The sequence below is a fragment of the Actinomycetes bacterium genome, assembly GCA_036510875.1.
Taxonomy (GTDB): domain Bacteria; phylum Actinomycetota; class Actinomycetes; order Prado026; family Prado026; genus DATCDE01.
Window position 1 is genome coordinate 16,147 of record DATCDE010000360.1, and the last position, 12,555, is coordinate 28,701.

General features: G+C 72.6%; 12 protein-coding genes and 1 tRNA gene. 8 read left to right on the plus strand and 5 right to left on the minus strand.

All coding sequences use genetic code 11. From position 1 onward, the window contains the following. Positions 1–77: 77 nt before the first annotated feature. Positions 78–236 (minus strand): DUF5679 domain-containing protein, encoded by a 159-nt coding sequence (locus VIM19_20625; protein HEY5187242.1) that lies wholly within the window; start codon positions 234–236, stop codon positions 78–80. A gap of 153 nt (positions 237–389) precedes the next feature. Here VIM19_20625 and VIM19_20630 point away from each other — a divergent pair, with 153 nt between their 5' ends. Then, positions 390–1,196 (plus strand): enoyl-CoA hydratase-related protein, encoded by an 807-nt coding sequence (locus VIM19_20630; protein ID HEY5187243.1) that lies wholly within the window; start codon positions 390–392, stop codon positions 1,194–1,196. 370 nt (positions 1,197–1,566) lie between these two features. Beyond that, positions 1,567–2,106, plus strand: a complete 540-nt coding sequence (locus tag VIM19_20635) for a M48 family metallopeptidase (protein ID HEY5187244.1) — start codon at positions 1,567–1,569, stop codon at positions 2,104–2,106. Between the two features lie 27 nt (positions 2,107–2,133). On the opposite strand, the gene VIM19_20640 is transcribed toward VIM19_20635, so the two are convergent. Both VIM19_20640 and VIM19_20645 read right to left on the minus strand, forming a co-directional pair. Then, positions 2,134–2,685, minus strand: a complete 552-nt coding sequence (locus VIM19_20640; GenBank protein HEY5187245.1) for an NUDIX domain-containing protein — start codon at positions 2,683–2,685, stop codon at positions 2,134–2,136. After that, the gene (locus VIM19_20645; GenBank protein ID HEY5187246.1) at positions 2,682–3,998 is read right to left on the minus strand and encodes a zinc-dependent metalloprotease; all 1,317 of its coding nucleotides are present in this window, start codon (positions 3,996–3,998) and stop codon (positions 2,682–2,684) included. The genes VIM19_20640 and VIM19_20645 overlap by 4 nt, the downstream gene beginning before the upstream one ends. 166 nt (positions 3,999–4,164) lie before the next feature. Here VIM19_20645 and VIM19_20650 point away from each other — a divergent pair, with 166 nt between their 5' ends. From VIM19_20650 to VIM19_20665, 4 genes are read left to right on the plus strand one after another with little or no spacing between them, the layout of a single operon-like run. Further along, positions 4,165–5,232, plus strand: coding sequence for an NAD-dependent epimerase/dehydratase family protein (locus VIM19_20650; protein HEY5187247.1), 1,068 nt, complete (start codon positions 4,165–4,167; stop codon positions 5,230–5,232). 44 nt (positions 5,233–5,276) lie between these two features. Further along, entirely contained in the window at positions 5,277–5,711 is a 435-nt protein-coding gene (locus VIM19_20655) for a molybdenum cofactor biosynthesis protein MoaE (GenBank protein HEY5187248.1), read from the plus strand. 36 nt (positions 5,712–5,747) lie between these two features. Next, positions 5,748–5,957 carry a hypothetical protein gene (locus VIM19_20660; protein ID HEY5187249.1) on the plus strand — a complete coding sequence of 70 codons (210 nt, stop codon included), beginning with the start codon at positions 5,748–5,750 and terminating at the stop codon, positions 5,955–5,957. 5 nt (positions 5,958–5,962) lie between these two features. Continuing rightward, positions 5,963–7,006 (plus strand): PDZ domain-containing protein, encoded by a 1,044-nt coding sequence (locus VIM19_20665; protein ID HEY5187250.1) that lies wholly within the window; start codon positions 5,963–5,965, stop codon positions 7,004–7,006. Positions 7,007–7,010: 4 nt separating this feature from the next. Here the strand turns inward: VIM19_20665 and VIM19_20670 are convergent, their stop codons facing one another. After that, positions 7,011–7,547, minus strand: a complete 537-nt coding sequence (locus tag VIM19_20670) for a PPA1309 family protein (protein HEY5187251.1) — start codon at positions 7,545–7,547, stop codon at positions 7,011–7,013. 101 nt (positions 7,548–7,648) lie between these two features. Here VIM19_20670 and VIM19_20675 point away from each other — a divergent pair, with 101 nt between their 5' ends. Continuing rightward, complete coding sequence (locus VIM19_20675; GenBank protein HEY5187252.1) at positions 7,649–10,615, plus strand: UPF0182 family protein; 2,967 nt, start codon at positions 7,649–7,651, stop codon at positions 10,613–10,615. Between the two features lie 47 nt (positions 10,616–10,662). Continuing rightward, positions 10,663–10,739, plus strand: a tRNA-Met gene (locus VIM19_20680). 407 nt (positions 10,740–11,146) lie between these two features. Here VIM19_20680 and VIM19_20685 read toward each other — a convergent pair. Beyond that, the gene (locus VIM19_20685; protein HEY5187253.1) at positions 11,147–12,322 is read right to left on the minus strand and encodes a helix-turn-helix transcriptional regulator; all 1,176 of its coding nucleotides are present in this window, start codon (positions 12,320–12,322) and stop codon (positions 11,147–11,149) included. Positions 12,323–12,555 lie beyond the last annotated feature (233 nt).

The window sequence follows — 12,555 nt, forward strand, 5'->3', positions numbered from 1 at the left end:
GGCGCAGACGCCGACGGGGTGGCCGCCGGCGTGCTCGCGCACGCCGGGGGCCACCCCGTCGGGATGTCGACTCGGCGTCAGGCCTTGCCCAGGATCCGGTTCAGCTTGGTGCCGCATACCGGGCAGATGCCCTGCGCCATGCGACGACCGGATGCGCTGATGACCACCTCACCGGTGAAGTCGCGCTTCTCCTTGCATTTCACGCAGTACGCCTCGCCCGTGTAGCTCTCGGCCATCGCGGGTCCTTCCTTTCGTCTTCGGGGTCCCTATGACCACCGATTGTGACCGGGACCGAGGAGGACCCTACGTCATTGGCCGCCCGGCGTGGCGCGCTGGGCACAGTACCGACGTGCCTCGACTACTCAGAGTGACGCGATTAGCCTTCGGCCATGACCACGACCGCAGCGAGCTGGGAGCACCTGCAGGTCGACCGGCGGGACGACGGTGTCGTGCTCGTCCGGCTCGACTACCCGGACCGGCGCAACGCGATGTCCGCCCCGATGACCGAGTCCTGGGGCCGGCTGATGGCTTCGCTGCGCACGGACCGCGACGTGCGCTGCGTGGTCGTCACCGGAGCCGGCTCCGCGTTCTGCTCGGGCGGTGACACCGGCTGGATCGGCTCCGACCCGAGCGCCTCGGTGGGTGCGCTGCGGGACCGGATGCTGCCGTTCTACCGGACCTGGCTGTCGATCCGAGAGCTCGAGGTGCCCACGATCGCGGCGGTCAACGGCCCGACGGTCGGTGCGGGCGCCTGTGTCGCACTGGCCTGCGACCTGCGCTACGCGGCGGCCTCGGCCCGGTTCGCGGTGCCGTTCACCCGGCTGGGGATGCATGCGGGCATGGCGGCCACCTGGCTGCTGCCGGACGTGGTCGGGGTGGCCGCCGCCCGCGAGCTGCTGCTCACCGGTCGCACAGTGGACGCCGCCGAGATGGCCCGGCTGGGCCTGGCCAGCGCGGTGCTGCCGGACGCGGGCTTCCTCGACGCGGTTCTCGAGACCGCGGGGCAGGTGGCCTCGGGGGCACCGCTGGCCACCCGGCTGACCACGGTGGCGCTGCGTGGCGGTGGGCCGGCCGGCTTCGATGCCGCGCTGCAGTGGGAGGCGCTGGCCCAGCCGGTGACGCTGGCCACCCAGGACCTGCAGGAGGGGCTGGCCGCGGCGCGGGAGCGGCGACCACCGCGGTTCACGGGGCACTGACCCGGCCCCCCACTCGCAGGCACCGTGCGTCGTCACCCGCACCCCTCACTCGGCCCGGGACGAACGAAGCCCCCGGGTCGCACCGGTGGAGCGTCCGCCTTCCCCTTGCGGACGCGCCGTCGGAGTTATCTCGGGGGCTCGTTCGGGCGCTGACGCTAGGGGTCGCCCGCGCGCACGTCAACGCCCGTCTGTGGACGACGTTGTGGACGGCGTGGGGACGCGGCGGCGCGCCGCTGTGGACGACCGGTTCAGCAGGCTGTGGATTGGTCTGAGGAGGAGCGCCCACGGCCCTGCTGACCTGCACCGACGTCACACCCAGGCTGTGGACGACAATCTCGTGCCGTCCGGGGCGCCGGGTAGGTTGCCGGACATGGCCGTCCCACCCGCCCCGAAGCCCCGGGACGAGCTCGTCGAGGTGCGGCGCAGCGCCCGGCGACGCCGCACCGTGTCGGCGCACCGCGAGGGCGACCACGTCGTGGTGCTGATCCCGGCCCGGATGACCCGGACCGAGGAGAAGCACTGGGTCGCCGTGATGCTCGAGCGGCTGGCCGCGCGGGAACGCCGATCCCGTCCGTCGGACCCCGAGCTGTTCGAGCGGGCCGGCCGGCTGTCCGCCCGGTACCTGGACGGCCGGGCCGAGCCGTCGTCGGTGCGGTGGGCCGAGAACCAGAACGACCGCTGGGGGTCCTGCACGGTGCCCGACGCCACGATCCGGATCTCCACCCGACTGCAGGGCATGCCCGCCTTCGTGCTCGACTACGTTCTGCTGCACGAGCTGGCGCACCTGCTGTCCCCGGGCCACGGACCCGACTTCTGGGCGCTGCTCACGGCCTATCCGCGCACCGAGCGGGCCCGGGGCTTCCTGGAGGGCTGGGCCGCGAGCCAGCACCTGTCCACCTCGGACCGCTGACCGCCGCGGCGCTTCGCGCCGCACGGCTCAGGGGAGCGCGGGCACCCGCAGGGCGGCGTCGACCAGCCGGCGCACGGAGTCGTCGGTGTCCGCCGGCAGCGCGTCCACGGCGAACCAGCGCACCTCGTGCGACTCGGCGCTCACCTGCGGCGGCAGCACTTGTGCGGCCAGCAGGGCGAACTGGACATCAAGGTGGTCCCGGGCCGACCCGGGCGCGCACGGCGCCGGGTGCCGGTCCAGCCGCACCGGCTCGGGGAGCAGCGGCCGCAGCGGCTCCAGGCCGCCCTCCTCGACGGCCTCCCGCAGCGCCGCCCCCAGCAAGGTGGCGTCGCCCGGCTCCGGGTGCCCGCCGAGCTGCAGCCAGCGGCCCACCTTCCCGTGCAGGTGGAGCAGCACCTGGCTGCGGTCCGGGCTGAGCACCAGCGCGCTCGCGGTCACGTGGTCGGGGCGGCACCGGCGCCAGACGCCGTCCGGATGGTCGGCCAGGTACTCGAGGAAGGACAGCCGCAGCAGGTCCTGGGCAGGCTCCGCGGGCCGCCAGCCGGAGAGCAGCCGGACGGCGTCAGGGTGCAGGCTCACTCCGGGTCGGGGCCCGGCGAGCCGGGTGAGTGGGGCATCTCGGGGTCCTCCGGGGCGTCGCCGGCACCGTCCAGTTCGGACAGGTCGAACCCCGAGGTGCTCAGCTCGGTCCGCGCCACGAACCCGGCCGGGTCGTCGAGGTCCTCGGCCGTGGGCAGCAGGTCGGGGTGGGCCCAGACGGCGTCCCGGCCGTCGACCCCGCGGGCCGCCGCCAGCTCGGTCCACAGCGCCGCGGCCTCCCGCAGCCGCCGCGGCCGCAGCTCCAGCCCGACCAGGGTGGCGAAGGTCTGCTCGGCCGGGCCGCCGGTGGCCCTGGCCCGCCGCAGCGTCTCGCGCATCGCCTCGGCGGACGGCAGCGCCCCGGAGGCACCGGTCACCACGGCGTCCACCCAGCCCTCGACCAGGGCCAGCAGCGTCTCCAGCCGGGCCAGCGTGGCCTGCTGCTGGGGGGTGTCCTCGGGCTCGAACAGCCCGGACTGCAGGGCCTCCTGGATCGCCTGCGGGTTCGACGGGTCGATCGAGCCCATGGTCTGCTCGAGCCGGGACGTGTCGATCGAGATGCCGCGGGCGTAGTCCTCCACGGCGGCGAACAGCCGGCTGCGCAGCCACGGCACGTGCGCGAACAGTCGCTGGTGCGCGCACTCGCGCAGCGCCAGGTACAGCCGGACCTCGTCGGCCGGCACCTCCAGGCCCTCGCCGAACTTGCGCACGTTCGCGGGCATCAGCACGGCCTTCCCGGCCGGGCCGAGCGGCAGCCCCACGTCGGTCGAGCCGACGACCTCTCCGGCGAGCGCCCCGATGCCCTGCCCCACCTGGGCGCCGAACATCGCCCCCCCCAGCTGGCGGACCATGCCGAGCATCGGACCGGCCATCGCCTGCATCTCGGCGGGGACGGCGGTCGCGGTGGCGTCGACGACCCGTTCGGCCAGCGGGTCGACCAGCTGGCGCCAGGTGGGCAGGGTCTGCTCGACCCACTCCGCGCGGCTCCAGGCCAGCGCAGCGCTGGTGGCCGCGGGCAGTGCCGTGACCGGGTCGAGCCACACCTCGGCGAGCCGGACGGCCTCCTCGACCTCGCGCCGCTCCGGCGGGCTGACGGACGCGTCGCCGGCGGCCGCGACGACCTGTCGAGCGGTGTCCCGGGCCAGGTCCCAGTTCACCGGCCCGCCCTCGTAGGACAGCAGCTTGCCGATCTGCTGCAGCGCAGACCCGAGGTCGTTCGGGCCCCCGGCGCCGAACAGGGAGCCGAACGGGTTCACGGGCTCGGGGTCGTCGTCGCCGGACGCGGGACCGAACCCGAACGGCAGATCGCTCACGGGGCCACCTCGGGGCTGGGATCAGGGAGCAGGAGAGGTCAATGACCACGGTAGCCGCGAGCGGCCCGGCCGTGACCAGGCCAGCGTGCCGGTTCGCTGTCGGCGCACCGGCCACGTCGGGGATGGCATCGCGGTCCGAGGCCGTGCGCGGCAGGATGGTCCGGTCATGGCGAGGCCGGAACGGCTCAGCCCCCCGGGGGATGGTGGGAGTCCTCCGGCGATCGTCGTCGCCCTCTCCGGGTGCGCCGACGGTCCCGGTCGCGCGCTGGCGCTGCGGCTGGCAGCCCGCCCGGAGGTCACGGTCCGCCCGGTGGACGTCGAGGATCCGGCGCTGGCCGACCGGCTGGACGGCGTCGACAGCGTCGTCCTCCTCGACCTCGGACCGGCCGTCGCGGCCGACCTGGACGACGCGTCCGGACGCGCCGCGGCCGCCGAGCGGCTGGTGTCCGGGGCCCGCGCCGTGCTCGGCGCGGCAGGGCGGGCTGGGGTGCCCAGGGTGGTCCTCGTCACCAGCGCGATGGTCTACGGCGCGGCCCCGGACAATCCGGTCCCGCTGGACGAGGACGCCCCGCTACGGGCCACCCCGGACGGCGGTCTGGTGGCGGCGCTGCTGCAGGTCGAGGCGGAAGTCGAGCGGGCCAGGGCCAGCACCCCGGGCCTCACGGTGACCGTCCTGCGGCCCGCGGTGCTCGTCGGACCCGGGGCCAACAGCGTGCTGACCCGGCACTTCGAGGCGCCGCGGCTGCTCGTGCTCAAGGGCAGCCGCCCGCACTGGCAGTTCTGCCACGTCGACGACCTGGTGACCGCGCTCGAGTTGGCCGCGCTCGGCACCGCCGAGGGCACCCTCACCGTCGGCTGCGAGGGGTTCCTCGAGCAGCAGCGGGTGGAGGAGCTGAGCGGGCTGCGCCGCCTCGAGATCCCCGCGGTCCTAGCGCAGGCCACCGCCGGCCGGTTGCACCGCCTCGGCATCACCCCCGCCCCCGAGGACGAGCTGGTCTACGCGGCCCACTCCTGGGTGGTGCCGTCTGCCCGGCTAAGAGCGACCGGCTGGACGCCGAGGTTCGACAACGAGACCACCCTGATGGAGCTGCTCGCGGACATCGAGCGGCGCAGCGCCCCCGGGGACCGCCGGTTCGGCACCCGCGCGGCCACCCTCGGCGCGGCCGGCGCCACGGTAGCCGTCCTCGGTGCCGCCGCGATCGTGCGGCAGCTGCGGCAGCGGCGCGGGATCTGACCGCTGCGGCGCGCAAGTCCAGCCCAGCACCTACGCTGCGGGCTGTGAGCGCTCCTGAGGTCCTCCGGCTGCTCGAGCTGCGCGAGACCCCGCTGTCGGTCGACGAGGTGCTGGCCGCCGTGGCCGACCCGGCGGCGGGCGGCACGTCGGTGTTTGCGGGCACCGTGCGCGACGACGACGCGGGCCGGGCGGTCAACTCCCTCGGCTACTCGGCGCACCCGGACGCCGGGGCCGCGCTGCGCCGCGTCGCCGAGGCGGTGGCCGACGACTTCCCCGTCATCGCCCTCGCCGCCGTCCACCGGGTCGGTGAGCTCGGTATCGGCGACCTCGCGGTCGTGGTCGCGGTCTCCTGCCCGCACCGCGCCGAGGCCTTCGCCGCCTGCCGGCGGCTGATCGACGACCTCAAGCACGACGTGCCCATCTGGAAGCACCAGCGGTTCGCGGACGGCACCCAGGAGTGGGTGGGCGCCCACGCGTGACCGCACGCCCGCGCGACTCGGGGTTACCCTCGTCGTATGCAGGCGATCGTGTGGTGGATCATCCCCGTCGTCGCCACCGTGGTGGCCGTCGTGTGGGTGTCGATCGCCAACCGGCCGCGCCCGCCGGCCGACACGACCGACTCGGTTGCCGAGCACGAGCGGTTCCGGGCCGCTATGGAGCGCACCCTGCACCGGGCGCCGCTGGGCGGCCAGCTCGAGGACGACGACGCCGAGCGCGACGCCTGACCCGCGTGGCCGACCGCACCGGTCCCCGGCTGCTCGCGGGGTTCCTCATCGCTGGCGGCATCGTCGCGGCTGCGACCGTGCCGGTGCCCTACGTCGTGCTCGGCCCCGGGCCGGTGTTCGACACCCTCGGGTCGACCGGCGGCACCCCGCTGGTGAGCATCAGCGGGGCACCGACCTACCCCACGACCGGGAAGCTCAACCTCACCACGGTCTCCGAGTCCGGCGGCCCGAACAGCCAGATGACGGTCCTCGGTGCGCTGAGCGGGTGGTTGGACCCGTCCGAGGTCGTCGTCCCGGAGCGGCTGCTGTACCCGGACAACACCTCCGGCGCGCAGATCCAGCAGGAGAACGTGGCCGAGATGACCCAGTCGCAAGACGCCGCAGCGGTGGCGGCGCTGCGGCAGCTGGAGCTCCCGGTGCAGGAGACCGTCACGGTCGCCTCGGTGAGCACCGGGGCTCCGGCCGACGGCAAGCTTAAGGTCGGGGACCGGATCCTGTCGGTCGACGGCGCCGGCGTGGCCACGCCGGACGCGCTGCGCGCGGGGATCGCCAAGGGCAAGCCCGGTGACGTCGTCCAGTTGCGGATCGTCCGCGACGGGACGACGTCGGACGTCGCCATCACCGCGGCGGCGTCCCCCACCGACGCGGCCAAGCCGCTGATCGGGATCATCCCCGGGGTGGGCTACACGTCACCGGTCACGGTCAAGATCCAGCTGAACGACGTGGGCGGCCCGAGCGCCGGCCTGATGTTCTCGCTCGGGATCGTGGACAAGCTGACCCCCCAGCAGGAGACCGGCGGGAAGAACATCGCCGGCACCGGGACGATCGACTCCAATGGCGTCGTCGGGCCGATCGGTGGGATAGAGCAGAAGATGCTAGGCGCTCGCAACGAGGGGGCCACGGTGTTCCTGGTCCCGGCGGACAACTGCGCCGAGGCCAAGCCGGCCGCGCCGGCCGGGCTGCGGCTGGTCAAGGTCACCTCGCTCAGCCAGGCGCTCGGCGCGCTGAACACCCTGGTCAGCGGCCAGGGCGGCGTCCCGACCTGCTGAGCGGTCAGTCCTCGAGCGTCGCGGCCAGCGCGTCGGCGAGGGACGGGACGAGGTCCGCGCCCTCGATCACGTCAGCGGCCTCGTCGTGGGCGCGCAGCCGCAGCACGCAGTAGCGGCTGCCGTCCCGCAGCACGGCCACCGCGAGCCGCATCTCCTGCCGGTCGGGGTGCTCAGCGAGGACCAGCAGGGCGGCGCCCTCGTCCTGCGGCAGCTCCTGCTCGACCTCGGTGGGCAGCACCACCCGCTCGACGGTGATCGCGGTGCCGACCACGGCGTCCGGCCAGCCGATCCCGGCCAGCAGGTCCTCCAGCGACTCGTGGGCCGGCAGCTCGTCCTGCTCGACCGGGGTGAGCGTCGCCTTGTCGTCGTCGGGCCCGGCGGCGATCCCCAGCGCCTCCGCGAGCTGCGGCTCGTCGGCCACCAGCGCCGTGGTGTGGACCAACGCGAACAGCCGGGCCGGCTGGTCCCATCCGCCGGCCGCGACGTGAGCCTCGATCTCCCGGACGACGCCGCGCAGCGGCCCCGCCTGGTTGGTGGTCACCGGCCCATCCTGCTGCATCGGACCGTCGTCCGGCGACGTGTCTGGTCACGCTTCGGACTCCACGCTGCGCCGTGGGCCCCCTGCCTAGGTACGTTGGAGGGGTGAGCTTCCAGATGCCGCGTGACCCTGACGAGCCGCGACCGGGCGGTTCGGCCGCCGTCCGAGTTCCCCGACGCCGCAATCGGGCGCTGCTCATCACCGTGGTGGTGCTCGGCGTCGTCGTGATCGGCTTTTGGATCTTCGCCGGCTTCTACACCGATCTGCTGTGGTTCCGCTCGATCGGTTTCTCCCGGGTCTTCACCACCGAGCTGATCACCCAGGCCTCGTTGTTCATCGTGTTCGGCGCGCTCATGGCGTTCGGGGTCGGGTTCAACGTCTGGCTCGCCTACCGGGTCCGTCCGGCCTTCCGCGGGCTGTCGCCGGAGCAGCAGAACCTGGACCGCTACCGGGTCGCCCTCGACCCGTTCCGCCGGGTGATCCTCATCGGTGGCTCGCTGCTGCTGGGGTTCCTGGCGGCCGGGTCCGCCGCGGGGGAGTGGCGCACCTGGCTGCTGTTCCGCAACTCGCAGCCCTTCGGCACGAAGGACGCGCAGTTCAACACGGACCTGTCGTTCTTCGCGTTCCGGCTGCCGTTTTGGCGGTTCCTCGTGGGGTTCGGCTTCGCCGTGGTCATCCTGGCGCTCATCGCCGCGGCCGTGACCCACTACGTCTACGGCGGGCTGCGGCTGCAGACGCCGGGGGAGAAGACCACCGTGGCGGCCCGCAACCACATCGCGGTGCTGCTCGGCGTCTTCGTCCTGCTCAAGGCGATCGCCTACCACCTGGACCGCTACAGCCTCGTGGTCAAGGACTCCGCCCGCATCAGCGGGGCGACCTACACCGACATCAACGCCGTGCTGCCTGCGAAGTCGATCCTGTTCTGGATCGCGCTGGTCTGCGCCGTGCTGTTCTTCGCGACCGTGCTGCTGCGCAACTGGATGGCCCCGGGGATCGGCTTCGGGCTGCTCGTGCTGAGTGCGGTGATCATCGGCGGCATCTACCCGGCGATCGTTCAGCAGTTCCAGGTCAAGCCGAGCGAGCCGGACAAGGAGGCCCCGTACATCGCCCGCAACATCGAGGCGACCCGCTCGGCCTACGACCTGGCCGACGTGAAGGAGACCGAGTACAAGGCGGCCGAGACCGCCAAGCCGGGCGCGCTCGCGGCCAGCCAGGCGACGGTCAAGAACATCCGACTGATGGACCCGGCGGTGGTGTCGCCGACGTTCAAGGCGCTGCAGCAGATCCGCGGCTTCTACGACTTCGCCGACTCGCTGGACGTCGACCGCTACCAGCTGGGCGCGCAGGACCAGACACCGGGGACGCCGCGGGACGCCGTCGTCGCCGTCCGCGAGTTGGACCTCAACGGGCTGAATGCCGGCCAGCGCAACTGGGCCAACGACCACGCGGTCTACACGCACGGCTACGGGATCGTGGCCGCCTACGGCAACACCGCGGCCGCTGACGGCAGCCCGGACTTCTTCGAGTCGGACATCCCACCGCAGGGGCTGCTCAGCGTGGCCCAGCCGCGGATCTACTTCGGCGAGCGCTCGCCGGAGTACTCGATCGTCGGTGCCCCGGCGGGCGCCAACCCGCGCGAGCTGGACTACCCCGACGACAAGAGCGCCAACGGCCAGGCCAACTACACCTACACCGGCAAGGGCGGCGTCCCGGTCGGCTCCACGTTCAACCGGCTGCTGTACGCGGTGCGGTTCCAGGAGGGCAACATCCTGCTCTCCGACCTGATCAACAAGGACTCGAAGATCCTCTACGTCCGGGACCCGCGGACCCGCGTGGAGAAGGTCGCGCCCTGGCTGGCCATCGACGGCGACCCGTACCCGGCCGTGGTGGGCGGGAAGATCGTGTGGATCCTCGACGGCTATACGACCACCAACGGCTACCCGTACTCGCAGCGCACCACGCTCGGCGAGGCGACCACCGACTCGCTGACCACGACGACGACTGCGGTGCTGGCCCAGCCCAAGGAGCAAGTCAACTACATCCGCAACTCAGTCAAGGCCGTCGTGGACGCCTACGACGGGACCGTCACGCTCTACCAGTGGGACACTACTGACCCGGTGCTCAAGGCGTGGAGCAAGGCCTTCCCCGGCAGCGTCACGCCGTACTCGCAGATCGCCCCCGACCTGATGGCGCACTTCCGGTACCCGGAGGACCTGTTCAAGGTGCAGCGCGAGCTGTACGCCAAATACCACGTGACCGACGCGAAGGCGTTCTACAGCGCCCAGGCTTTCTGGCAGGTGCCCAACGACCCGACCAACCGTGGGGCCGGTACAGCAGCCCAGCCGCCGTACTACCTGACCCTGCAGATGCCCGACCAGACGTCGCCGTCCTTCTCGCTGACCACGACGTTCGCGCCGAACAACCGGCAGACGCTGGCGGCGTTCATGGCGGTCGATGCCGAACCGGGGCCGGACTACGGCACGATCCGGGTGCTCCGACTGCCCAGCAACACGACGGTGCCAGGGCCGGAACAGGTGCAGAACAAATTCGAGGCCGACCCCACGGTGGCCCAGTCGTTGTCGCTGCTCCGTCAGGGCGGGTCGGACGTCGTGCTCGGCAACCTGCTGTCGCTGCCCGTGGGCGGCGGCCTTCTGTACGTCGAGCCGGTGTACGTGAAGTCGACCCAGGGGGCGGCGGCCTACCCGCTGCTGAAGAAGGTCTTGGTCGGCTTCGCCGACACGATCGGCTACGCGGACACCCTGCAGGGCGCGCTCGACCAGGTGTTCTCCGGCAACTCGGGGACGACGACGACTCCCACGACTCCCACGACGCCATCGACCGGGGGCCACAACCCGGCGCTGGACAAGGCGCTGGCTGACGCCCAGCAGGCTCTGAAGGACTCCGAGGCGGCTCTGAAGGCGGGCGACTTCGCCGCCTACGGCGAGGCGCAGCAACGGCTGTCGCACGCGATCGCTGCGGCGGTGGCTGCGTCCGCCGCGAGCGCGTCGCCGTCCCCATCGGCGTCGGCCAGTCCGTCGGTCTCGGTGTCGCCTGCGGCGGTGACCGGCTGAGCCGATTTGGTCGGCCGTGCAACCGTGACCTATCCTGAGTCCACCGACGCGGGGTGGAGCAGCTCGGTAGCTCGCTGGGCTCATAACCCAGAGGTCGCAGGTTCAAATCCTGCCCCCGCTACCACGTTTGCGCAGTTCAGAGGCTTGATCACCGATCTTGGTGGTCAAGCCTCTTGCGTTGCGGTCAACCGGCGGTCAACGAGAGCTGGGCTGTTGTGGGCGCGGTCAGGCCGGTCCTGGTCGGCGCGCCTGGCACCGGTGGACCTGCCATGACGCCGGTGGACGACCTGGCCGCGCACAGAGGCGTCTTGGCGTTGTGACCTCTGGGTCGAAAACCCAGGAGTCGCCGGAAGTGCATCGTGGCAAGGGATGTGCAGGAACGGGGGTCCTGTTCACCACCGACCCATGCCCTGCCGGTGGCATCATGCTGCAGAAGACCGCATGTTCGGCGCCACGTCGATGCGCACCAGAACGGCACGTCGGTGTGACCCGCGTCCGTACGGAGGAGCCGGTCAAGCCCGCGCGGCGGGGTCAACTGCGAAGCGAGATCTGGCGGGCCTGTCCGGCTCCGGGTGGTTGAAGGTGGCCGCCGGCGTTCAGCGGGTCCCTCGCGACGATCCCGGGTAGCTGGTCGTTGAAGAACACCTGGGAGAGCAGCTCGCGTCGCGACCGGGTGTTCGTCTTGGCGAACACCGCTTTGAGATGGTCCTGCACGGTCCAGGGGGAGATCACGAGCCGCTCGGCGATCGCCGCGGTGTCGAGGCCGCGCGCGACCAGGGCGGCGACTTCCCGTTCGCGCGCGGTGAGCCCGAACGCCTCCAGCCTTAGGGGGACGGCGTACTCCTCGCCGGCGCGCTGGACCACGATCGCGACGCGTCCGCTTGGGGCACCGTCGGGGAGTGAGCCGTGGAAGGTCAGCCAGCCGGTGGAGGTGGGTACGTGCAGCGGCGGCGCCGGCCTGCCGGCGCGGCCATGGCGCCGTACCTGCGCGGCCAGGCTGAGCGCCCCGCCGGGGACCGCGCGGTGCGCCGGGTCGTCGCGCGCCACGAGTTCGAGCAGCGCCACGGCTGGCGCTGTGATCAGTTCCACCTCGTCACGGGCGTCGAGCACGAGCAGGCCGGGGGCGCGATCCTCGTGGGGTCTGCGTGCGGCATCCACCCGGTAGGAGCCGCGCAGGGCCTCGGCGATCGGCCGGGACAGCCGTGCCATGATCCGTGCCTCTTTGGGGGTGAAGTCCCCGGCGGCTTGGGTGCGGTGCAGCACGACGCACCCCCAGGCGCGACCGCGGGTCACCATCGCCACGCGCATCTCGAACGGCGTGCCGATGGGCTCCAGGTACTCGACGTAGCGGGCGCTGCGCTGCGGCCGGCCACGCGTCGTCTCGCTGAGGATCCCGACCGGGGTGCGCCGAGCCGCGAGCGCAGCGAAGGTGTTGACGTCGTCCCGCAGGTACTCGCTGGTCACCACCGCACCCGCGGCGTTGGCCTCGGTCTCCGGGGTGAGGAAGCCGCCGTGCAGCAGCTCCACCGGGTTCGCGGTGGTCAGCAGCTTCGTGTCCGGGTCGAGCCCGTGCCAGCACATGGCGTCCACGGGAACCAGTCGCCGGATCCGGGCGGCCAGCTCGGCGTGCAGCTCGCCGTACGGCAGACCGCGGGCACCCAGGCGGTCAACCTCGGTGGCCAGGCGGTCAGCGGTCCAACACTCCACGGGGCCATGGTGCGCCCCCGTGCGGCGGGCAGACGCCCACATGCACGAAACATCCCAGATCCGTAGGGATACCCCGACCGCGCCCCCGCGCGCAGCGTAGTGCCCGGCGCCGAGACGCGGCGCAGACCACGGACAACCCGGGAGGCCCACCATGACCCTCGACCTCGCTCAGGACACCACGACCCAGCTCGTGTGCTTCGCCGCACCCCTGCTGCCCGGCACCACCTCCACCG

Excerpts from the sequence above, each read along its gene's own strand:
- VIM19_20625 (HEY5187242.1), bottom strand. The coding sequence starts at position 236 with ATGGCCGAGAGCTACACGGGCGAGGCGTACTGCGTGAAATGCAAGGAG.
- VIM19_20630 (HEY5187243.1), top strand. The coding sequence starts at position 390 with ATGACCACGACCGCAGCGAGCTGGGAGCACCTGCAGGTCGACCGGCGG.
- VIM19_20635 (HEY5187244.1), top strand. The coding sequence starts at position 1,567 with ATGGCCGTCCCACCCGCCCCGAAGCCCCGGGACGAGCTCGTCGAGGTG.
- VIM19_20650 (HEY5187247.1), top strand. The coding sequence starts at position 4,165 with ATGGCGAGGCCGGAACGGCTCAGCCCCCCGGGGGATGGTGGGAGTCCT.
- VIM19_20660 (HEY5187249.1), top strand. The coding sequence starts at position 5,748 with ATGCAGGCGATCGTGTGGTGGATCATCCCCGTCGTCGCCACCGTGGTG.